Raw genomic sequence first — 19612 nt, 5'->3', positions numbered from 1 at the left:
TTCCGTTCGGCGCCTTTGGGGCGCGGTGGTTCAGGGCACGGCGGCCGCGTGGACCGCCGCGCCGACGAGCGCCGCGTTCGCGCCGAGCCCCGCGGCGCGCAGGGTGACGGGAGTATCTCCCAGCCCGGCGCGGAGCGCGGGGCGGAGCAGGTCCCAGGAGGCGGCCATGGCGCCGCCGACGACGAGGACGGTCGCGTCGAAGGCGCGCAGGTGCGGGGCGAGGACGGTGCCGAGGGTCGTGAACGTCGCGTCGAGGACCTGCCGCGCACGCCGCTCCCCCGCCCTCGCCCGGTCCGCGATTCCGCTCACGTCCGGGCCGCCGTCCGCGCCCGGGGCCGTGGTGTCGACGCCGTAGCGCGCCAGGATGGCCCGCCGCGACACCGAGTCCTCCAGTGGCCTGCCGTTCGCCTCGACGAGGTCGATGCGGCCCTGCGGCGGAATGCCGGGGCCTTCGCGCCGGACGTCACCGGCCACCATGAAGGCCGAACCGACGCCGGTCCCCAGGGTGATGCCCACGCACCGGTCGTGTCCGCGTGCGGCGCCAGCGTGCCATTCGCCGAGGAGGAAGGCGTGCGCGTCGTTGAGGAAGACGGCTTCGGCGGGACGCGGCCACACCGCGTCGAGCAGGACCGTGCGTACGTCGATGCCGTACAGGTCGTCGAATTTCCCGACGCCCGCGAAGCGGGCGACGCCCTTGTCGTGGTCGAAGGGGCCCGGGACCGCGACGCCCCACACCTGTCCCGGTGGCGCGGCCAGTTCCGTGGCGCAGCGCACCAGGGTACCGAGGACGTGTTCGGCGGAGCCGCGGGCCCGGACGGGTCTGCGGACGTGCCGGGTGACGGTCGCGCCGCCGGGGTCCGCGAGGGCCGCGGTCACGTGGGTGCCGCCGAGTTCGAGGACGGGTCTGGCGCGAGGAGGCCTCATGAGGCAGACCGGGGGTGGTCGGCGCGGACGAGTGCCTTGACGACCTGGACCGGGGTGTCGCCGATCGCCACCAGCCGGTAGGGGCCCACGGCGGCGGGCACCGTCAGCGTCTCCGCCCAGGAGAGCGGGTGCCGCTCCCCGTTCGCCGTGCGCAGCAGGACGCCCTCGCCCGCGACGACGTTCAGGACGTGGAAGCGGCCTGCGGTGTCGTCGTCGGCGACGGCGCCCGGGTCGAGGGTGTGGCGCCGTACTTCGTAGAACATCTCGTCGAGCGCGCCCAGGAGTTCCTCGCGTCGGCCGGGGCCCTGGCGCAGGGTGCGGGGTTCCTGGACCAGGTCGCGGGCGACGGCCTCGCCGCGGCGTCCGGTCTCCAGGTTGGCGAGGCCGTGTTCGTAGGGCAGGGGGCGGGGGCGTCCGTCGGCGTCGGGGCGCAGCCAGTCGTAGAAGCGCAGGGAGTAGAGGTAGGGGGTGGCGCTGATCTCCAGGACGACGTTTCCCGCGCCGGAGGCGTGCGGGGTGCCGGCGGGGATCATGAAGAGGCGGCCCTGTTCGGCGGGGAAGGTCATCACGTGGTCTTCGGGATTCATGGGGGTGCCGTCGTGGGCCGCCTCCTCTATCTCCTTGCGGAAGAGGTCGAGGTCTGCGTCCTCGCGCAGGCCGAGGAAGACGCGGGTCCGGGCGCTTCCGAGGGTCATGTAGTACGCCTCGTGCTGTGTGTAGGGCCAGCCGAAACGCTCTCTCATGTACGGCTCCGTGGGGTGGCAGTGCACGGAGAGGTCGCCGCCGTCGAGCGTGTCGAGGTAGTCGAAGCGGATCGGGAAGGAGGTGCCGAAGCGCGCGGTCACCTGGGCGCCCAGCATGTCGGTGGGGTGCAGGACGCACAGCAACTGAAAGGGTATTTCGGCCTGTTGGCCTGGGTGGGTGCCGATGAGGACGCCGGATTCGGGGGCGATGAGTTCGTAGCCGAGGGCGGTGTTGCGGGTGGCGGGGTCGAACCCGAGCTCTCGCTGGGCCCAATGGCCGCCCCAGGGCGTGGAGTTGAAGTAGGGGCGGGTCCGCACCGGGCGGCGGGAGAGCTGCGCGAGGGTGGCGCGCAGTCCATTGCCGTCGAGGTAGGTGGGCCGGTGCGGGTCCTGGACGTCGAGCCAGGCGTCGAGGCGGGGCGCGAGGGCGTCCCGGTGCCGGTCGAGGACGGGCCAGTCGATGTAGAAGAGCCGCCTCAACCGCCCTTCGTCGTCGGGGAGTCCGAGGTTGCGGCCGGTGCCCGCGGCGACCGCCGCCTCGGCGTACCGCTTGGGCAGGTCGGCGTACCAGAGCAGGTCGTGCGGGACGAGCGAGGCACCGGGGCCGTGGACCAGCAGCAGTTCACGCCCCCGGAGGCGGGGCGGCCGCGGCAGGTCGTCGAAGAGGGCGCGCAGCGGGGTTTCGCAGAGCCTGGCGTAGTACGGGTCCTCGGCGGTCGCGGCGGACTCGGTGCGGCGGCGCACCTCGGCGGGCGGGGCATGGTGGTCGCGCAGGTCGAGGGTGCGGACGGTGGTGCCGCGTGCGGACAGTTCTCCGGTCAGGTGAGCGGCGAGACCCGCCCAGTCCACGGTCGGGGGGCCGTCCACGGCGACGGTGGCGGGGCCCGGGGGCAGTCGCGCGGCGACGTCGTGCCAGCCGGTGGCGAGGACGGTCCCGGGCGCGGGGGCGTAGCGCGGGTCGAGCCGGTACACACGTTCTCCTTCGCGCGGACGTACGGAACAACGCTCTGGACTGGCCTCAGGGGTGCGGGGTGGTCTCCTCGGACGGGCTGTCGGGTGTGCCGGACGGGCGGACGAGGAGCACCCCGGTCGTGCCGAGCGCGGGCACGTCAAGGGTCACCGCACCGTCCGCGTACGGCAGTTCACCGGTCGCGGCGCCGAGGAAGTCCGCGCGGTGGGCGGCGGCGACCGGGAAGCGTGCGCCGATCCGGCAGGTCACCGGCTGTTCCGCGAACGACTGCAGGCGCAGCAGGACGTGTCCGGGCCACGGTGTCGTGGCGCCGACGAGCCGGACGCGGGGGTCGTCCAGGTCGATGAAGGCGTGGTGGTCCGGCGCGCCGTCCGAGACCCCCCTGGCTCGGACGGCGCGCATCGGGCGGCTCCCGGCCGCGGCCGTTCGCGGGCCGAGGCCCTCGGCACGGGGGCCGCTGGCCAGGCTGTACCGGTAGGTGTACGCGAAGCCTTGCCCGCTGGGGAAGTTGGTGTCCCAGAGGTTGTTGTGGATCCAGGAGAAGACGGTGGCGGGCTCGTCGTGGTCCATGGTCCTCGGGAAGGGCGCGTACGGCAGCGCGATGTTGCCGAACTGCACGAGCGGCGCGTCCTGCGTGGCCCAGGCCACCGTCAGTTCGTCGTCGCCCAGGGTCACCCAGCGGCGCACGGCCCGCATGTGCGGGGCGGAGCCGGGCACCACGGGCAGTCCGGTGCCCGTGACGCCGCCCGAGGCCTCCATGCGGACGAGCGGCGCGTCGAAGGCGAAGGGGAAGGCGAAGTAGGCGCTCTCCTTGCCCGTCCGGGCGTCCTTGTCGAGGCGGTTCTCGATGTCGAGGCGGGGTACGCCGTGCGCGAGGGTGAGGGTGGTGCGCAGCCGGTTGGCGCCGGCCGGGCGGGTCTCGTACGTGATCGACTCGGCGGTGGCGGTGGAGCGGCGCGCGATGAGCGCGGCGGGCGGGGCGACGGCGCGGACGCCGAGGTGTTCGAGGCGGTCCGACGCGGTGGTGCGGCTGGAGTTGTGGTTGAAGGCACCCGCGGTGGTGTAGCTGTCGTGGAGGTAGCCGTTGAAGCCGACGGTGGCGTCCGCGCGGACGAGTTCGCGGCCGGTCCTCTTGTCGACGACCGAGGCGAGGCAGGCCCGGGCGAGGTCGACGCGGACGGCGAAGTGTTCGTTCTCCAGGAAGGTCGGATCGGGGTGGGCCAGGGCCTCGGCGGCGGACTCGGCGGGGTCCTCGCGCTCGGTGCCCCCGGTCGGGTTCCACCCGGTGGAGGCCTTCACCGTCGCGCCCCGCGGCCCGTGGGAGGCCCCGGCGGCCGGGGCGACGACGTCGAGGCGCACCGATCCCGCGGCCGGGACGTCGTCGACGCGGACGAGCAGGAACCGGCCGGCGTCGCGGTGGTCGTCATTGCTCTGCGGCCGTTCCTCGCACGCGAGTCGGCGTCCGTCGCGGGCATCGCGCACGGTCACCGGCCGCTCCAGCGGCACGGTGCTCTCGGGCAGGAAGAGACGGACGACGTCGGTGCGGGGCCAGGAGCAGGTGTTGACCACATGGTAGGTGGCCGCCGCGTCCGGCGAGGCGGCGAGCCGCTGCCCGAGTCGGGCGCTCGCGCGGGCGAGGAGCGCGTTGCCGTCGTCGTGGGCGCGCATCGCCTGCCCGTACTTCCAGTGCCACTGGTGTTCCCCGCTGTGGCCGCCCTCGTCGCCGTGGGTCCACGGGTCGCCGGCGCCCCAGGTGTGCTCGTCGAAGAGCGACACCGCCTCGTAGACCCCGGACGCGTCCGCGCTGTCTTCCTCCGCCCCCGTGGCGCCGAGGAGTCCTGCGAACGTGCCGATGGTCTGGGCGTCGGCGACCACGGACTGGGCGGTCCTGGCCAGGGAGAGGGGGCGCGCCCCCGACCCGATCCCGTCGACCCACCAGTCGGTCCAGTCCCCCTCGAAGGTGCGGATCTCACCGCCGATCCTGGCCTCCGCGTCGGTGAAGAAGTCCTCGTTGCGGGAGAGGCGCAGCCGTGGGAAGGCCCAGGTGTCGTTCCAGCGGCGGACGGTGTCGGCGATGACGCGGCGGGGCGGCGCGTTGTCGCCGAACTTGCCCTGGACGCGCAGGTGGAGCACGTCCCAGGGGTAGGGCTCGCGTTTGACCTCGGTGTGGTCCATGGCCCAGCCGAAGATGCCGCCCCGGTAGGGGTAGGGGTTGGTGGCGAGGGAGGTCAGGTAGGCGGGCAGCAGGTCGTCGACGTCCGCGTAGCCGGTGTCGAAGCCGAGGAGCGGGCCCTCCATGTAGGCGAGTCCGTGCGGGGTGTCGGTGACCCAGACCAGGACGCTGTTGCCGCTCGGTGCGCGCCAGCGGAAGAGCCGGGGCAGCTTCTCGCCGCCGACCAGGTGGGGTACGGAGCGTCCGGCCCAGTTGTGGGCGACGGACAGGTATTTCACGCCGGCCGCGGCGAGGGCGTCGACGAGGCCGACGACGGCGCCGGGCACATCGGTCTGCATGGCGGAGGTGAGGGGGATGCCGTGCTCGTCGCGCACGGTGCGGGCGGTGCGCAGGAGTTCGTGCAGCTCGTCGGTGGAGCAGGTCTCGGTGTGCAGGTTGAACGGCAGGGCGGTCAGTTCGATGCGGCCCTCCCTGACCCTGCGCAGGAACGCGGCGACCTGTTCGGCGGGGCGCGCCCTGGTCCACTGCTCGAAGGACCACAGCGACTCGACGCACCAGCGGAACCGGGACTCCTCGGGCCAGTCGTCGGTGGCGTCGGTCAGTTCGAGGCAGGAGTCGAGGAACGAGAGGTGTTCGGCGAGGACCCGGCCCTGCGGGTCGGTGTAGCCGATGTCGAGGTGGGAGTGGTGGATCAGGTGCAGCGTCCAGCGGCGTTGCGGCGTCAGCCGTACGTCGATGCCGTGCCGCCCGTCCGGGACGCCCACGGTGATCCGGGTCGCCGTTTCGACGGCGGGCAGCAGGAGCCGTACGGAGCGGCCGGGCCCGGCGACTCGCTCGTGGCGCAGGACGGCCCCGGATTCCGTACGCACGCTCAGCCGGTCCGGCACGACGGCGCCGCCGACGGGTGTGACGCGCAGCGACTGGAGCAGGGTGCCGTCGTCGGCGTGGCGCAGGAGGGGTTCCTCGGTGAGCCGCAGGACGGCGCCGTCCTGCAGGGTTCCCTCGGCGCTGACCACGTCGGCGCGCAGACCGGCGCGTATCCGGTCGTTGTCCCAGTCGGTGGTGCGGACCAGAGCCCGTGTCGTCATGCGGATCTCTCCCGGGGAAGGGGATGGTGCGGGTCAGCGGGCGGAGGCGGTGATGCCGCGGAGGAACAGCCCGCGGAAGAGCAGGAAGAGGACGAGGGTCGGTACGGACACGATCAGCGCGCCGGCCAGGATGACGGGCGGGCCCGTCGATGAGTAGGCGTTGCTGAGGGTGCTCAGGGCGGCCATCACGGGCTGCACCTCCGGGCTGCGGCTGAGGGTGATGCCGAGGAGCAGGTCGTTCCAGACGGCCGTGAACTGGAAGAGGAACGCCGCCGCGAGCCCCTCCTTCATCAGCGGCACATGGATGTGCCAGAAGATCCGCCCGAACGACGCCCCGTCGATCAGCGCCGCCTCGGTCAGTTCGGGCGGCATCGACGCCATCTGGTTGCGGATCAGGAAGAACGCGAAGGGCACCGCCCATGCCGCGTACACGAGCATCAGGCCGAGCCTGGTGTCGTACAGGTCGGCGTCCGCGTACAGGCCGAAGAGGGGCGCGAGGAACATCTGCAGCGGGAAGAGCGTGCCGGAGTAGATCAGCCAGAACCAGAACGCCGGCCTGGGGATGGGCAGGACGACGACGGCGAACGCCGCCATGGCCGCCACCAGGACGGCGAGAAGACCGCAGACGGCGCCGTAGAGGAGCGAGGCCTGGAAGCTGTCCCCGATGCCCGCCACGTCCCAGGCGGTCTTCACGTTGTCCACGAGGGCGAAGCCCTGGAAGGTCCAGTCGGGCTTGCCCGCGTACTCGCCCACCGGCGTCAGGGCGTTGACGATCAGCAGGTAGAGCGGGACCAGCCAGAGCAGCACGCACCCGGCGACGAAGGCATTGCGCGTCGCGCGTCCCACGGGACTCCCCCTCAACTCTTCGTCGTGCCGGTGTCGGGCATCTGGTGGCGCAGGTACATCCAGGACGAGGCGACGACGATCACGGAGAGGACGAGCGCGATGGCCGAGCCGTATCCGACGTGGAACAGCTGGAACGCCTCGCGGTACATGGTCAGCGCGAGGGTCTCCGAGGAGCGGGACGGCCCTCCCCTGGTGAGGATCCAGACGGTGTCGAACGCCTTGAGGCTGTTCACGACGGCCATGCCGACCACGACGACGGTCACGGCGCGCAGTTGGGGCAGGGTGATGTGCCGGAACATACGCCAGCCGCTCGCGCCGTCCAGTTCGGCGGCCTCGACCGTCTCGCGCGGGATGGCGCGCAGTCCGATCGCGAAGAGGACGACGTTGAGGCCGGTCGCCTGCCAGGTGCTCGCCACGATCATGGAGAGGGTGTTCTGCGGCCACTCCAGGAGCCAGGTCTGCGCCCAGCCGTCCAGGCCGACGCCGCGCAGCACCTGGTTGACCGCGCCGTCGGAGGTCAGCATGAAGTTCCACAGGACGGCGGTGGCGGCGGCCGAGATCGCGTATGGCAGGACGATGACGAGCTGCGCGACGCGTCCGAACCGCATCCGGTGGGTGGCGACGGCGATGAGGAGTCCGGCGAGGACGGGCAGCACCAGGGTGCCCACCACCCACATCAGAGTGTTGAGCAGCGAGCGGCCGAAGATCGGGTCGTCGGCGAGACGTGTGTAGTTGTCGACTCCGGTGAAGCTGCTGGTGAAGCCGTTGTCCTCGAAGAAGCTGCCGTAGATGCTGCGGAAGAACGGGTAGACGAGGAGGACGCCGACGAGGGCGAAGGCCGGCAGCGCCCAGGGCAGGGCGGCGAGCGGGCCGCCGAGCCGCCCGCCGCCCTGCCTCGCGGCCTGGTGCGGGGTCCGGGTGGGCAGCCGGCGGCGGACACGCGCGGGACCGGCGGCGCCGGGTGCCGGGGCGGCCGTCTCGGTCATGTCTCCTCCGCCTCCCGCCACACCCTCCAGGCCTCGTCGGCGCGGTCCTGTATGGTGCGCAGCGTCTTGCGGTACGAGGAGGGGTCGAGCAGGAAGCCCGCGAGGTCGTCGACGGTGGCTTCGACCAGTTCGGGCGGGCCCTGCTCCCAGAAGCGGTTGAGGAGCCACAGCTTGTCGCCGCGCACCTTCTCGGCCAGCCCCGCGATGACGGGGTTGGCGGGCGCCACCTCCGGGTTGGGGCAGCCGTCCTGGAGGGTGTGGGCGAAGGCCTTCATGACGGCGGGGTGCAGCCACGCCCCGGCGGCCTTCCGGGCTTCCGTGTGGTCGGGGCCCTTGACGGTGGCGACCAGGGCGCTGGACTCGAAGATGACGCTGGGCCGGGCTCGGGGATCGGCCATGGGGAGCACGAAGGCGTCGACGTTCTTGCCCGGTCTGCCGCCGGCCGCCGCGAGGGTGGAGCCGAGCCAGGTGCCGCAGGGCACAATGCCGACCTTGCCGTGCAGCATGGCGGCGGCCGCGTCGGTGTGGTTCATGTCCATGGGGGTGAACCAGTCCTTGTCGAAGAACGACGCGATGGTGCGCAGGGCGCGTTCGGCGCGCGGGTCGGTGTAGCGCTCACGGCCGTTCATCAACGCGTGGTAGAACAGCGGGTCCTGGCGGCTGAGGATCTCCTGAAACCAGATGAAGGAGGGCCACCGCCCGTCGGCCGTGCCGTGCAGCGGGGTGACGCCGGCCTTCTTCAGACGCGTACATACGGCGAGGAACTCGGCCCAGGTCGTGGGGGGTTCCAGGTGGTGTTCGCGGAAGACCTCGGGGTTGTGGAAGCACACCCAGTAGGCGAGGTTCATCGGCAGGCCGTAGACGCGGCGCCGGTGGCTGAACGCATCGCGGAGGGTGGCGTCGACCCATCCCCTGGCGACGGCGTCCTCCCACTGCCGGGTGAGGTCGACGATGCCGCCGGTCCGGGCCAGGTCCCGCAGCCGGTAGCCCGACCAGTACTTCAGCATGTCAGGGGTCCTGCTGGTCCGCAGGGAGGACTTGACGATCTGTTCGAACGACTCCAGGGAGGGGTTGACCTGGGGCACGAGGCGGAGCCCCGCCACGGAGTTCATGGCCTCGCCCGCGGCCGCCATGGGTTTCTCCCAGGCCGTGCTGTCGCCCAGGACGGCGACCTTGCCGGGGGGCTGGCCTTGGGCGGCGCCACACGCGGTGGCGAGCCCGCCGGCCGCGGCGGCGAGGAGCAGGGTGCGGCGAGCGGGGGCCGGGGCCCGCGGTGCTAGCGGTGCTCGTGGTGAAAGGCGACGACTACCTGACACGGATGACTCCCTCAGGTGTGCCTCAGCCCGGTGTTAGCGTTAACACGGGGCGTCTTGGAGCTTCACCTCGGGCGCGTGCGATGTCAATGGGTCGCGAGCCGTTACGTTCCCGACTCCCTTTGCGCCAGCGGTGGTTCCCCCCTCCCCCGGCGCGCCGCCGGACGTACGGCGACAGGCCGGGGCCAGGGACCGGCGCCGGGGTCAGAACGGCTTGGTGGGCAGGTACTTGCCGTCCAGGGTGATCACCGCGCGCTCGCCGCCCTCGGGGTCGGCGACCTTGCGGACGTCGAGCCTGAAGTTGATGGCGCTGATGATGCCGTCGCCGAACTGCTCGTGGACCAGGGCCTTCAGCGTGGTGCCGTAGACCTGGAGCATCTCGTAGAAGCGGTAGATGGTCGGGTCGGTCGGTATGCCGCCGGGGATCGAGCCGCGCGTCGGGATGGTCTGCAGCAGCGCCGCGTCGGTGTCGTCGAGACCGAGCAGTTCCGCCACGGCCTTGGCCGCGGGCTCGGGCAGTGCGTGCTGGCCGAGGACGGCCGCGGTGACGAACGCGACGGACAGCCCGGCCGCGTCGGCGATCTGCTGCCAGGACAGGTCCTCGCGGCCCTTGGCCTCGACGGCGCGGATGGCGAGGTGCTGACGGGCGGCGGGGCCGAACTGGGCGTGGATCATGGGTTGTTGACCTTTCGGAGTGGGGGGGGATAAGTCGGTTCGGGCGGCTCAGGCGGCGGCCCGGGTGGGGTTTTCGGTCCGGGTGGTGGTCGGGGTGATGTCCGCGACGTCGCCGGTGGCGATGTCGTAGACCCAGCCGTGCAGCGTCAGCGCACCGCGGGCCAGGGCCGCGGCCACCGAGGGGTGGGTGGCCAGGTGGGTCAGCTGGGTGAGGACGTTGGCACGGACCATGGCCGCCACCCGCGCGGCACCGGACTCGGACCCGGCGGGGCCCGCCGCCGCGGCGTCCGCGTGGCGCAGCCAGTGCGCGACGGCCGGCACGGCACTCAGGTCGTGCCGCTCGGCGAGGGCGGTCATCGCCCCGCAGGCCGAGTGGCCGCACACCACGATGTCGGCGACACCGAGGACGCTCACGGCGTATTCGATGCTCGCGGCGATGCCGTCGGCGTAAGGCGAGTGGGCCGGTACGAGATTGCCGGCGGTGCGGATGACGAAGAGCTCCCCCGGCTCGCGCTGGGTGATCAGTTCGGGCAGGACGCGGGCGTCGGAGCAGCCGATGAAGAGCGTGTCCGGCGCGTGCCGGGCGGCCAGGCCCGCGAACAGCTCCGCCTTGGCCGGGTAGACGTCCCTCTGGAAGCGCCTCACCCCGGCGGCGAGATCTTGCATGGTCATTCCCTTCGGTCCTTTCGGTGGCGGGCCGGCCCGGTCGCGAACCCCGGCCCCGGAGGCCGGTGAAGCGCCGTGGAACCGGAGGGTCCGCCCTCGCGGGCTGATGGGATCCACCCTGCATGAGCTGCACCTATAGCGTCCAAGACTTGCTGGCCATGCCTTCTATTGCTGGCATCTATAGTTGAGGGCATGGCCCCTGAACTGCGTCATCTGCGCTATCTGCTCGCCGTCGCCGAGCACGGCAACTTCACGCGCGCGGCCGAGGAGCTGCACATCTCCCAGCCGACGCTGTCCCAGCAGGTCCGCCAGTTGGAACGCGCGCTGGGCGTCCCCCTGCTCGACCGTGGCGGACGCACGGTCCGGCTCACCGACGCGGGAGCCGCCTACCTCCCGTACGCGCGACGCGCCCTGCAGGACCTGGCCGCCGCCGAGCGCGCCGTGCACGACGTGACGGACCTGTCCCGCGGCACCCTGCGGCTGGGCGTGACGCCGACGTTCACCGCCTACCTCGTCGGGCCGCTCACCGGTCTGCTGAACGACCGGCACCCCGGGATCACCCTGTACCTGAAGGAACTCTCACAGGAACGCATCGAGCCGGCCCTGCTTGCCGACGAGCTCGACCTCGGCATCGCCTTCCACGGCCCGCGCCTGCCGGGTCTCTCGGCCACGGACCTGTTCACCGAATCGCTCGATCTGGTGGTGGGCGACCGTCACCCGGCGGCCGGCCGCACCACTCCCCTGCCGCTCGACGAGCTGTCGTCGGTCCGACTCGCCCTGCTCAGCGGGGACTTCGCCACCCGGGTGCAGATCGACACCCACTTCGCCCGGCACTCCGTGCGGCCCGACGTCGCCGTGGAGGCCACCTCCATCAACGCGCTCACCGAGATCGTCCGGCACACTCCGCTCGCCACGGTCCTGCCCGACGCCCTCACCCGCGACCGCCAGGACCTGCACACCATCCCGCTCGACCCCGCCCTGCCGACGCGCACGGTCACCCTGCTGCACCGCGAGAGCGGTTACCGGAGCGCCGCCGCTCGGGCCTTCACCGCTCTGGCCCACGAGTGGACGCGGACCCAACTGCCGCCCCACACCCACCAATAGCGCCGGGCCGGATCACTGGCCGACCCGGCCGTCGACGCACTCGCGCAGCAGATCGGCGTGGCCGCAGTGCCGGGCGTACTCCTCGATCCTGTGCACCAACAGCTCCCGGACGGAGATGCTCTCCCTGCCCAGCCGCGTGCCCAGGTCCGGGTGTTCGGCCAGGGCGGCGTCGGTCTCCGCCTGCTCGCGCTCCAGATCCGCGAACGCGGCCTCGACCATCGCCGGGTCGGCCACCGCTCCGTGGAAGTCCGCGTCCTTCTTGCCGTACAGCTTCGGCAGGGGCTCGGCGTCGGTGATCCAGTTGCGCCAGTCCCGCTCCACCTCGGCGAGGTGACGGACCAGGCCGAGCAGCGACATGGTCGACGGCGGCACCGAGCGGCGGGCCAGCTGCTCCGCGTCCAGGCCCTCGCACTTCATCCGCAGCGTCATGCGGTACCCCGACAGGAAGTCGAGCAGGGTGGCCGGCTCTCCTTCCGGGGCGGCGCCCGCGGTCTCCCGGGGGTCGTCGTCGGGGTCGGTCCACATGTCGGCGTGGACGGTCGCCTGGGTCCATCGCTCGGGTCGCTCGCTCATGCGCGCCATGGTCGCCCGTGCGGGCCAGTACCCGCCAGTGATTTTGGAACGCCCTGGGAACGGCCTTCGCACCGGGGAACGGCCCTTCGCACCGGGGGGGGCGGCCTTCACGCAGTGAGAAATTCTGCGCCTTCTTGTTTGGCCGCGCTCTGACAGGACACTCGATCTGCGGGAGCGGCACGCGATTACGGAACCGCCCCCCCTATTGAATGACTCGTGTTTCAGTTGTCGATTGAGGAGTCTCGCGTGAGCAACGAAATGTGGAGCTACGTTCCGACCGCGGGCCACGGTCCCGATGCCGATCTGACGGGCTACAAGGTCGAGGCCGCCGACGGTCACATCGGCAAGGTCGACAAGCATTCCAACGAGGTCGCCAACCAGTACATCGTCGTCGACACGGGCGTCTGGATCTTCGGCAAGGAGGTCCTGCTGCCCGCCAGCACGGTGACGGCGATCGACAATGAGGAGCGCAAGATCCTCGTCTCGCTCACCAAGGAGCAGATCAAGAACGCCCCGGAGTTCGACAAGGAAAAGCACCTGGGCGACCCGGCCTACCGTGACCAGCTCGGCGGGTATTACGGCGGCTCGGGCCACTGATTCCGCTCCGGCGGTCTCAGCACGGCATTCTCCGCCTGTCGGCAGTCACCCGTCAGGCGTACACTAAAACAAGTTCTCAGGGTCGGAGGATCCATGATCGCACTCGGCATCATCTTGCTCGTCATCGGCCTGCTGACAGGCGTCTCCATCCTCTGGACCATAGGCGTCGCACTCCTGGTCATCGGTGCGGTCCTGTGGGTTCTCGGGGCAGTCGGACACTCGGTGGGCGGGCGAAAGCATTACTGGTAGACGTCACCGGCTGAAGGCGACCGGCAGGTGACATCAGGTGGCCCATGGGAAGGGGGCCGGAGCAATTGCTCCGGCCCCCTTCCCATGGGCCACCTGATGTGGCGGAGAGCCTTATTCCTACGGGACCAATTTCTCTGTTGATTCAGTGGTGGCCGGTTGGCTCAGTGATGGCCGTGCGCGGTGTCGGAAGCGCCTCCGAAGAGTCGCGCCACCGCGCGGAACGGAAGGGTGACGACGGTGGCAATGGCGCCGCCGATGGCGCGGAGAACGTCTGCAATGGCCTTCAGCATGATGGGCCTCCATGGAGCAGTGGCTCGATAGCGGGCGATTGCTGTGCGTCACCGCACAGCCTTGCTCCTGTCGCTTGCCCCGCGAGCGTCCCGGAAAACTGGCACCCGGCGGCCCCCGGGATCACCGTCCGTTCTCTCCCGGCATGCCGGAATGTGTGTCCTGGCCCAGGCTGGAAAAACGATGTCGACACAGACCACGTTCGGGACGAGGGAGCAGCGCGCCATGGGAACCGATGTGTTCCATTCGGAAGTACCCATGACGGTGAACGGCGAGGGCCGAAGGCCCGTCGTCGACCACCGTTCGACACTGCTGGACGTCCTGCGCGAGGAGCTGGACCTCACGGGCGCCAAGAAGGGCTGTGATCACGGCCAGTGCGGCGCCTGTACGGTCCTCGTCGACGGCCGTCGCGCCAACAGCTGTCTGCTGCTCGCCGTCGCCCTGGAGGGGTGTGAGATCACCACCGTCGAGGGGCTGCGCGCCGCCGACGGCGGGAGTCCGCACCCCTTGCAGCGCGCCTTCATCGAACGCGACGCCTTCCAGTGCGGGTACTGCACGCCGGGGCAGCTCTGCTCGGCCGTCGGCGCCATGGCCGAGGCCGGCGCGGGCCGCGCCTCGTACGCGACCGAGCCGGGCCGGGACACCGGCGCACCTGTGCCGCTGACCAAGGACGAGATCCGCGAACGGCTCAGCGGCAACCTGTGCCGCTGCGGCGCCTATCCGCACATCGTCGAAGCCGTCGAAGCCGTCGACGCGGGCAGCGGTGCCGAGAAGAGCGAGGATGTGGCCCGGTGAAATCCTTCAGGTACGTGCGCGCCCACAGCGTCGACGAGGCGACCGCCGCCCACGCGGGCCGCCCCACCTCCCGCTATCTGGGCGGCGGCACCAACCTCGTCGACCTGATGAAGCTGGGTGTGGAGCGCCCCGAGACCCTCATCGACGTCAGCCGGCTGCCGATGGACTCCGTCGAGGAACTCCGCGACGGCACCGTCCGCGTCGGCGCGACCGTCCGCAACAGCGACCTCGCCGCGCACCCCCTCGTCCGTGACCGCTACCCCGTCCTGTCCCAGGCGCTGCTCTCCGGCGCCTCGGGACAGCTCCGCAACGTGGCGACGACCGGCGGCAACCTGCTCCAGCGCACCCGCTGCCCGTACTTCCAGGACCTCGGCAAACCCTGCAACAAGCGGGAGCCGGGCAGCGGCTGCGGCGCGCGCGACGGCGTCCACCGCGACCACGCCGTCCTCGGCCACTCCCCCCAGTGCGTGGCCACCCACCCGTCCGACATGGCGGTGGCACTCGCCGCGCTCGACGCCCAGGTCGAACTGCGGGGGCCGCGCGGCGCCCGGACCCTGCCCGCCGCCGAGTTCCACCGGCTGCCCGGCGACCGGCCGGAGCAGGACACCGAGCTCTTCCACGGCGAGCTCATCACCGGTGTGCTGCTCCCGCCGACGACCGCGAACCTCCCCTCGGCGTACCGCAAGGCCCGTGACCGTGCCTCGTACGCGTTCGCGCTGGCGTCCGTGGCCGTGGTGCTCGGCGTCGAGGACTCCGTGGTGCGCCAGGTGCGGATCGCGTTCGGCGGGCTGGCCCACAAGCCCTGGCGCGCCCTGCGCGCCGAGGAGGCGCTGCTCGGCGAGGCGCCGACCCACGAGGCGTTCCTGCGGGCCGTCGACGCGGAGCTCTCGGTCGCCGAACCGCTGCGCGACAACGCGTTCAAGGTGCCGCTCGCCCGCAACATCGCCTGCGACGTCCTGGGGCGGCTGGCCGCCGCGCCCGCCGCGTCATCCTGACCCAACCACCCCCCGTACGTGCTCTTAGGGAGAACCTCATGCCGGACACCGTCAGTGCTCTCGGGGCGCCCGCCGAGCGCAGGGAGGGTCCCGACAAGGTGGCCGGGACCGCCCGCTACGCCGCCGAGCACTCCCCCGAGGGCTGCGCCTACGCCTGGCCCGTACCGGCCACGGTGGCACGCGGCAAGATCACGGCCATCGACGACGGGGCGGCCCTTGCGCTGCCCGGCGTCGTCGCCGTCCTCAGCCATCTGAACGCGCCCCGCATCGCGGAGCCGGACGACGCGACCCTCGCGGTGCTCCAGGACGCCCGCGTCCCGCACCGCGGCTGGTACGTCGCCCTCGTCGTCGCCGACACCCTGGAAGCGGCACGCGAGGGTGCCGCCGCCGTCCGCGTCACCTACGCCGAGGAATCCCACGACATCACCCTGCGCGCCGACCATCCCGACGCCTATGTGCCCGAGGACTCCGACGGCACGTCGGGGGAGCACGTGCGCGGGGAGGCCGAGGAGGCGTTCGACGCCGCGCCCGTCCGCGTCGACGTCGGCTACCGCGTGCCGCCCCTGCACAACCACCCCATGGAGCCGCATGCGGCCACCGCCCGATGGGAGGACGGCCGTCTGACCGTGCACGACTCCAGCCAGGGAGCCACCACCGTCCGCGACGTCCTGGCCGGTCTGTTCGAGCTGCCCAAGGACCGGGTCACGGTCGTCTCCGAACACGTCGGCGGCGGGTTCGGCTCCAAGGGCACGCCGCGACCGCACGTGGTGCTCGCCGCCATGGCCGCCCGAGAGGTCGGCAGGCCGGTCAAACTCTCCCTGCCGCGGCGGCAGATGGCCGCGGTCGTCGGGCACCGCTCGCCGACGCTGCACCGGGTGCGGCTGGCGGCGACCGAGGATGCCACGCTGACCTCGGTGATCCACGAGGTGACCGCGCACACCTCCCGGGTCAAGGAGTTCGTCGAGACGGCCGCGGCCGCCACCCGCGTCATGTACCCGTCCCCGCACGCACGCACCACCCACCACGTGGTGCCGCTGGACGTGCCGAGCCCGTCCTGGATGCGGGCCCCGGGCGAGGCGCCCGGCATGTACGCGCTGGAGTCGGCGATGGACGAGCTCGCCGTCGCCCTCGGGCTCGACCCCGTCGACGTACGGCTGCGCAACGACACCGACAAGGAGCCCGACAGCTCCCGTCCGTTCAGCAGCCGTCACCTCGCCGAGTGCCTGCGCGAAGGCGCCCGGCGCTTCGGCTGGTCCGAACGCGACCCGCGCCCCCGCACCCGCTCCGAAGGCTCCGTCCTGGTGGGTACTGGGGTCGCCGCGGCGACGTACCCGGCGTCCGCCTCACCGTCGCAGGCGAGCGCCCACGCCTACCCGGACGGCAGCTATGTGGTCCGGGTCGACGCCACCGACATCGGCACGGGCGCCCGCACCGTGCTCGCCCAAGTGGCCGCCGACGCGCTCGGCGTGCCGGTGGAGCGGGTGCGCGCCGAGATCGGGAGCAGTGACCTGCCCGAGGCGCCGCTGGCCGGCGGCTCGATGGGAACGGCCTCCTGGGGCTGGGCCGTCCACGAGGCCTGTACGCGGTTGGCCGAGCACCTCTCCGGGCAGCGGGACCGCCCGCTGCGGCCGGAGGGAGTGAGCGCCACGGCCGACACGGCGGGCACCGCCGAGGCAGACAGCGACTACGCCAAGCACGCCTTCGGCGCCCACTTCGCCGAGGTCGGCGTCGACACCGTCACGGGCGAGGTGCGCGTACGCCGTCTCCTCGGCGTGTACGCCGCAGGACGCATTCTCAACGCGCGCACCGCGCGGTCGCAGTTCGTCGGCGGCATGACGATGGGACTGGGGATGGCGTTGACGGAAGGCAGCACAATGGACGCCGCCTTCGGCGACTTCACCGAGTCCGACCTCGCCGCCTATCACGTGCCGGCCCACGCCGACGTGCCGGTGATCGAGGCGCACTGGGTCGACGAGGACGATCCGCACCTCAACCCCATGGGGAGCAAGGGAATCGGCGAGATCGGCATCGTCGGGACGGCCGCGGCCATCGGCAACGCGGTGTACCACGCGACCGGTGTGCGGCTGCGCGAACTGCCGCTCACCCCGGACCGCGTCCTGACGGCGCTGGAGAACGGCGCCTGAACCGACCCGCTCCCCCAGGGGAGTTGAGGCGGTGCGTCAGGCGGCGGCCCGGGCCCGGCTCTCGCGCGTCCAGGCCAGGAGGTCCGCCGCCGTCCAGGTGGTCACCACGCGCTCGGCGGGCACACCGCACTCCTCGGCCCGCGCACAGCCGATGATCTGCCAGTCCAGCTGGCCTGGCGCGTGGGCGTCGGTGTCGATCGAGAACAGCACCCCGGCGTCCACCGCCCTGCGCAGCAGCCGGCGCGGCGGGTCGAGCCGCTCGGGGCGGCTGTTGATCTCGACCGCCGTGCCCGCGGCGGCGCACGCGGCGAACACCTCGTCGGCGTCGAACTGCGACTCCGGCCTGCCGCGCCCGACGACGATCCGGCCGGTGCAGTGCCCGAGGATGTCGGCCCGGGGGTCGCTGACCGCGGTGACCATGCGACGCGTCATCGCGGCCGCGTCCATGCGCAGCTTGGAGTGCACGGACACGACCACGACGTCGAGCCGGTCGAGGAGTTCGGGCTCCTGATCGAGGGAGCCGTCGTCGAGGATGTCGCACTCGATGCCGGTGAGCAGCCGGAAGGGCGCCCACCCCTCATTGAGCTCGGCCACCACGTCGAGCTGCTCGCGCAGCCGTTCGGGTGACAGGCCGCGGGCGATGGTCAGCCGCGGCGAGTGGTCGGTGAGCACCGCCCACTCGTGCCCGATGTCGCGCGCGGCACGGCCCATCTCCTCGATGGGGCTGCCGCCGTCGGACCAGTCGGAGTGCAGATGGCAGTCGCCGCGCAGCAACGCCCTCAGTTCGGCGCCGCCCTCGGTGATCGGCTCGCGTGCCTCGCCCTCCAGCCGCTCCAGATAGCCGGGCACGCCGCCGGCAAGCGCCTCGCGGACCACTCCGGCGGTCTTGGGCCCGATCCCCTTGAGCTTCTCCAGCGACCCGTCGGCGGCGCGGCGCGCGGTCTCGCCCTCGGCCAGTCCCTCGATGACGGCGGCCGCGGTGCGGAAGGCCCGCACCCGGTAGGTGGGTGCGCGCCCGCGCTCCAGCAGGAAGGCGATCCGCTCCAGCGCCTCCACGGGCTCCATCGGCACCTCCGGCCTCCGGGACTGCGGCGTACGGACGCGGTGGACGCCCCTCTCCGGCGTCCCCGCACTCCTAGCGTGGCGCAGGCGCGTACGCACGGCACGGCGAGGCAGCGACGCCGCGGCCCCGGGAGGGAGGGGGCGGTCAGGCCGCCAGGTCGGGCGCCCGGTCGTGGGCCGTCGCCGCGAGGCGGGGTTCCGCGGCCAGCCGGGCGGCGGCGGACAGCGGGGGCTCCGCGGCGGGCCGGGGCGTCGCGGCCAGCTGGGCGGTGGCGGCCTCGACGGCGGCTTCCACGTTCCGGGTGCCGGTGGACACGCAGAGCGTGTACGAGACGTCGTCCAGTCGGCGGCGGACCTCGGCAGAGTCTTCTGCGAGCTGCTGGGCGCGCAGGGTCGAGTACGTGTTGAGCAGACTGTCCAGAATCGCCGGGTCGGGCCTGAGCACGCCGCTCTCCTTCCACGATGTGAAATTCCTATGGGTTTCTCTTCTGTACCCCCGCTTTCGTGCCATACGCATCCGAAGAATCCGGGGATACGGAGCGGGCGCGGCCGAGCGGCATTACTCCCTCTCGGGCAGCATTACTCCCTCTGCGGCGGACCGGAGGCGGATGATCCCCGGTCACGGGGTACACGGCTTTCTGAACCGGAGACCGAACGGCCGGCCGGCCATGCGCGCCGCGGCCCAGGAAAGGCGGACCCCCATGACCCCGACGCAGGACGTCGTCGAGCTGATCCTCCAGGACCACCGCACGATGGAGGACCTCCTCCGCGACATGCGCAACGCGGAGGCCGACCGGGCCGCCGCGCTCCGTGACTTCGCGGACCTGCTGATCGCGCACGCCCTGGCCGAGGAGGCCGAGGTGTACCCGGCACTGCGCCGGTACAAGAACATCGACGACGAAGAGGTCGAGCACGGCGAGGAAGAGCACGAGGAGGGCAACGAGGCGCTCCTAGAACTGCTCCAGGTCGATGAGGTCGGCTCGGACGAGTGGGACGAGAAGCTGGAGAAGCTCGTCGAGGCCGTGAACCACCACACGGACGAAGAGGAGCGCACCATCCTCAACGACGCCCGCGAGAACGTCGCCATGAAGCGGCGCGAGGAACTCGGCTCGGCGTTCCTCGCCGAGCGCGAGAAGCAGCTGGCCGCGCACGCCGGGAACGTCGACGACATCCGGCGCATCCTCAAGAAGTGAGGCGCGGCGCGGGCCGTCGGCCGCTCGCCGGGGTGTGAGCTCCCCCGGCGAGGCGCTGAGCCGACGTACCGACGTACCCGCGTACCGGCATGTCCGAATGAGCGAACCGCTGTGGCGGCAGGCCTCTCCTCCCCTGCCGCCAACCCCGCCTTGCCGCCGTCTGCCCGCCGCCTGCCCGCCGCTGAAGTGACGCGGCGGGCTTGTCACCCGGATGCCAAGGCGCCCCTG

General features: G+C 72.0%; 19 protein-coding genes. 7 read left to right on the top strand and 12 right to left on the bottom strand.

The annotated features are described in order from the left end of the window. Positions 1–30: 30 nt before the first annotated feature. From ACZ7DY_RS18660 to ACZ7DY_RS18625, 8 genes are all read right to left on the bottom strand, one after another. Complete coding sequence (locus ACZ7DY_RS18660; RefSeq protein WP_471136504.1) at positions 31–924, bottom strand: ROK family protein; 894 nt, start codon at positions 922–924, stop codon at positions 31–33. Further along, on the bottom strand, positions 921–2639 hold the full coding sequence (locus ACZ7DY_RS18655; RefSeq protein WP_471136502.1) for a class I mannose-6-phosphate isomerase: 1719 nt from the start codon (positions 2637–2639) through the stop codon (positions 921–923). Before ACZ7DY_RS18655 ends, ACZ7DY_RS18660 begins: the two co-directional genes overlap by 4 nt. Positions 2640–2685: 46 nt before the next feature. Beyond that, positions 2686–5898 carry a glycoside hydrolase family 38 N-terminal domain-containing protein gene (locus tag ACZ7DY_RS18650; RefSeq protein WP_471136500.1) on the bottom strand — a complete coding sequence of 1071 codons (3213 nt, stop codon included), beginning with the start codon at positions 5896–5898 and terminating at the stop codon, positions 2686–2688. A 33-nt stretch (positions 5899–5931) separates the two neighbouring features. After that, complete coding sequence (locus ACZ7DY_RS18645; protein WP_471136498.1) at positions 5932–6744, bottom strand: carbohydrate ABC transporter permease; 813 nt, start codon at positions 6742–6744, stop codon at positions 5932–5934. An 11-nt stretch (positions 6745–6755) separates the two neighbouring features. Further along, entirely contained in the window at positions 6756–7730 is a 975-nt protein-coding gene (locus ACZ7DY_RS18640; protein ID WP_471136496.1) for a carbohydrate ABC transporter permease, read from the bottom strand. After that, on the bottom strand, positions 7727–9046 hold the full coding sequence (locus ACZ7DY_RS18635; RefSeq protein WP_471136494.1) for an ABC transporter substrate-binding protein: 1320 nt from the start codon (positions 9044–9046) through the stop codon (positions 7727–7729). Before ACZ7DY_RS18635 ends, ACZ7DY_RS18640 begins: the two co-directional genes overlap by 4 nt. Before the next feature lie 201 nt (positions 9047–9247). Beyond that, positions 9248–9718 carry a cyanase gene (gene cynS, locus ACZ7DY_RS18630; protein WP_471136492.1) on the bottom strand — a complete coding sequence of 157 codons (471 nt, stop codon included), beginning with the start codon at positions 9716–9718 and terminating at the stop codon, positions 9248–9250. A gap of 48 nt (positions 9719–9766) precedes the next feature. Beyond that, on the bottom strand, positions 9767–10384 hold the full coding sequence (locus ACZ7DY_RS18625; protein ID WP_471136715.1) for a carbonic anhydrase: 618 nt from the start codon (positions 10382–10384) through the stop codon (positions 9767–9769). Positions 10385–10576: 192 nt separating this feature from the next. Between ACZ7DY_RS18625 and cynR the strand changes: the two genes are divergently transcribed. After that, complete coding sequence (cynR, locus tag ACZ7DY_RS18620) at positions 10577–11488, top strand: transcriptional regulator CynR (protein ID WP_471136490.1); 912 nt, start codon at positions 10577–10579, stop codon at positions 11486–11488. 12 nt (positions 11489–11500) lie between these two features. Here the strand turns inward: cynR and ACZ7DY_RS18615 are convergent, their stop codons facing one another. Beyond that, a complete protein-coding gene (locus ACZ7DY_RS18615) occupies positions 11501–12061 on the bottom strand; it encodes a DinB family protein (protein ID WP_471136488.1) in 561 nt (186 codons plus the stop codon). Positions 12062–12319: 258 nt separating this feature from the next. Between ACZ7DY_RS18615 and ACZ7DY_RS18610 the strand changes: the two genes are divergently transcribed. Continuing rightward, a complete protein-coding gene (locus tag ACZ7DY_RS18610) occupies positions 12320–12658 on the top strand; it encodes a PRC-barrel domain-containing protein (RefSeq protein WP_471136714.1) in 339 nt (112 codons plus the stop codon). A gap of 93 nt (positions 12659–12751) precedes the next feature. After that, a complete protein-coding gene (locus tag ACZ7DY_RS18605; RefSeq protein WP_471136486.1) occupies positions 12752–12907 on the top strand; it encodes a DUF6131 family protein in 156 nt (51 codons plus the stop codon). 161 nt (positions 12908–13068) lie between these two features. Here the strand turns inward: ACZ7DY_RS18605 and ACZ7DY_RS18600 are convergent, their stop codons facing one another. Then, on the bottom strand, positions 13069–13197 hold the full coding sequence (locus tag ACZ7DY_RS18600; RefSeq protein ID WP_263398772.1) for an LPFR motif small protein: 129 nt from the start codon (positions 13195–13197) through the stop codon (positions 13069–13071). A gap of 223 nt (positions 13198–13420) precedes the next feature. Between ACZ7DY_RS18600 and ACZ7DY_RS18595 the strand changes: the two genes are divergently transcribed. From ACZ7DY_RS18595 to ACZ7DY_RS18585, 3 genes are read left to right on the top strand one after another with little or no spacing between them, the layout of a single operon-like run. Then, the gene (locus ACZ7DY_RS18595) at positions 13421–13990 is read left to right on the top strand and encodes a (2Fe-2S)-binding protein (RefSeq protein ID WP_471136484.1); all 570 of its coding nucleotides are present in this window, start codon (positions 13421–13423) and stop codon (positions 13988–13990) included. Beyond that, positions 13987–14985 carry an FAD binding domain-containing protein gene (locus ACZ7DY_RS18590; protein WP_471136482.1) on the top strand — a complete coding sequence of 333 codons (999 nt, stop codon included), beginning with the start codon at positions 13987–13989 and terminating at the stop codon, positions 14983–14985. Before ACZ7DY_RS18595 ends, ACZ7DY_RS18590 begins: the two co-directional genes overlap by 4 nt. A 38-nt stretch (positions 14986–15023) precedes the next feature. Then, complete coding sequence (locus ACZ7DY_RS18585) at positions 15024–17129, top strand: xanthine dehydrogenase family protein molybdopterin-binding subunit (RefSeq protein ID WP_471136480.1); 2106 nt, start codon at positions 15024–15026, stop codon at positions 17127–17129. A gap of 36 nt (positions 17130–17165) precedes the next feature. On the opposite strand, the gene ACZ7DY_RS18580 is transcribed toward ACZ7DY_RS18585, so the two are convergent. Further along, positions 17166–18194, bottom strand: a complete 1029-nt coding sequence (locus ACZ7DY_RS18580; protein WP_471136478.1) for a PHP domain-containing protein — start codon at positions 18192–18194, stop codon at positions 17166–17168. A 142-nt stretch (positions 18195–18336) separates the two neighbouring features. Then, complete coding sequence (locus ACZ7DY_RS18575) at positions 18337–18636, bottom strand: DUF5133 domain-containing protein (protein WP_471136476.1); 300 nt, start codon at positions 18634–18636, stop codon at positions 18337–18339. Between the two features lie 256 nt (positions 18637–18892). On the opposite strand from ACZ7DY_RS18575, the gene ACZ7DY_RS18570 reads away from it, so the two are divergent. After that, positions 18893–19384, top strand: a complete 492-nt coding sequence (locus ACZ7DY_RS18570) for a hemerythrin domain-containing protein (protein WP_471136474.1) — start codon at positions 18893–18895, stop codon at positions 19382–19384. Positions 19385–19612: the final 228 nt, after the last annotated feature.

The sequence above is a fragment of the Streptomyces sp. NPDC037013 genome, from assembly GCF_055607265.1.
Note: the sequence above shows the minus strand (reverse complement) of the source record. Positions and strands in the feature narration are given on the sequence as shown.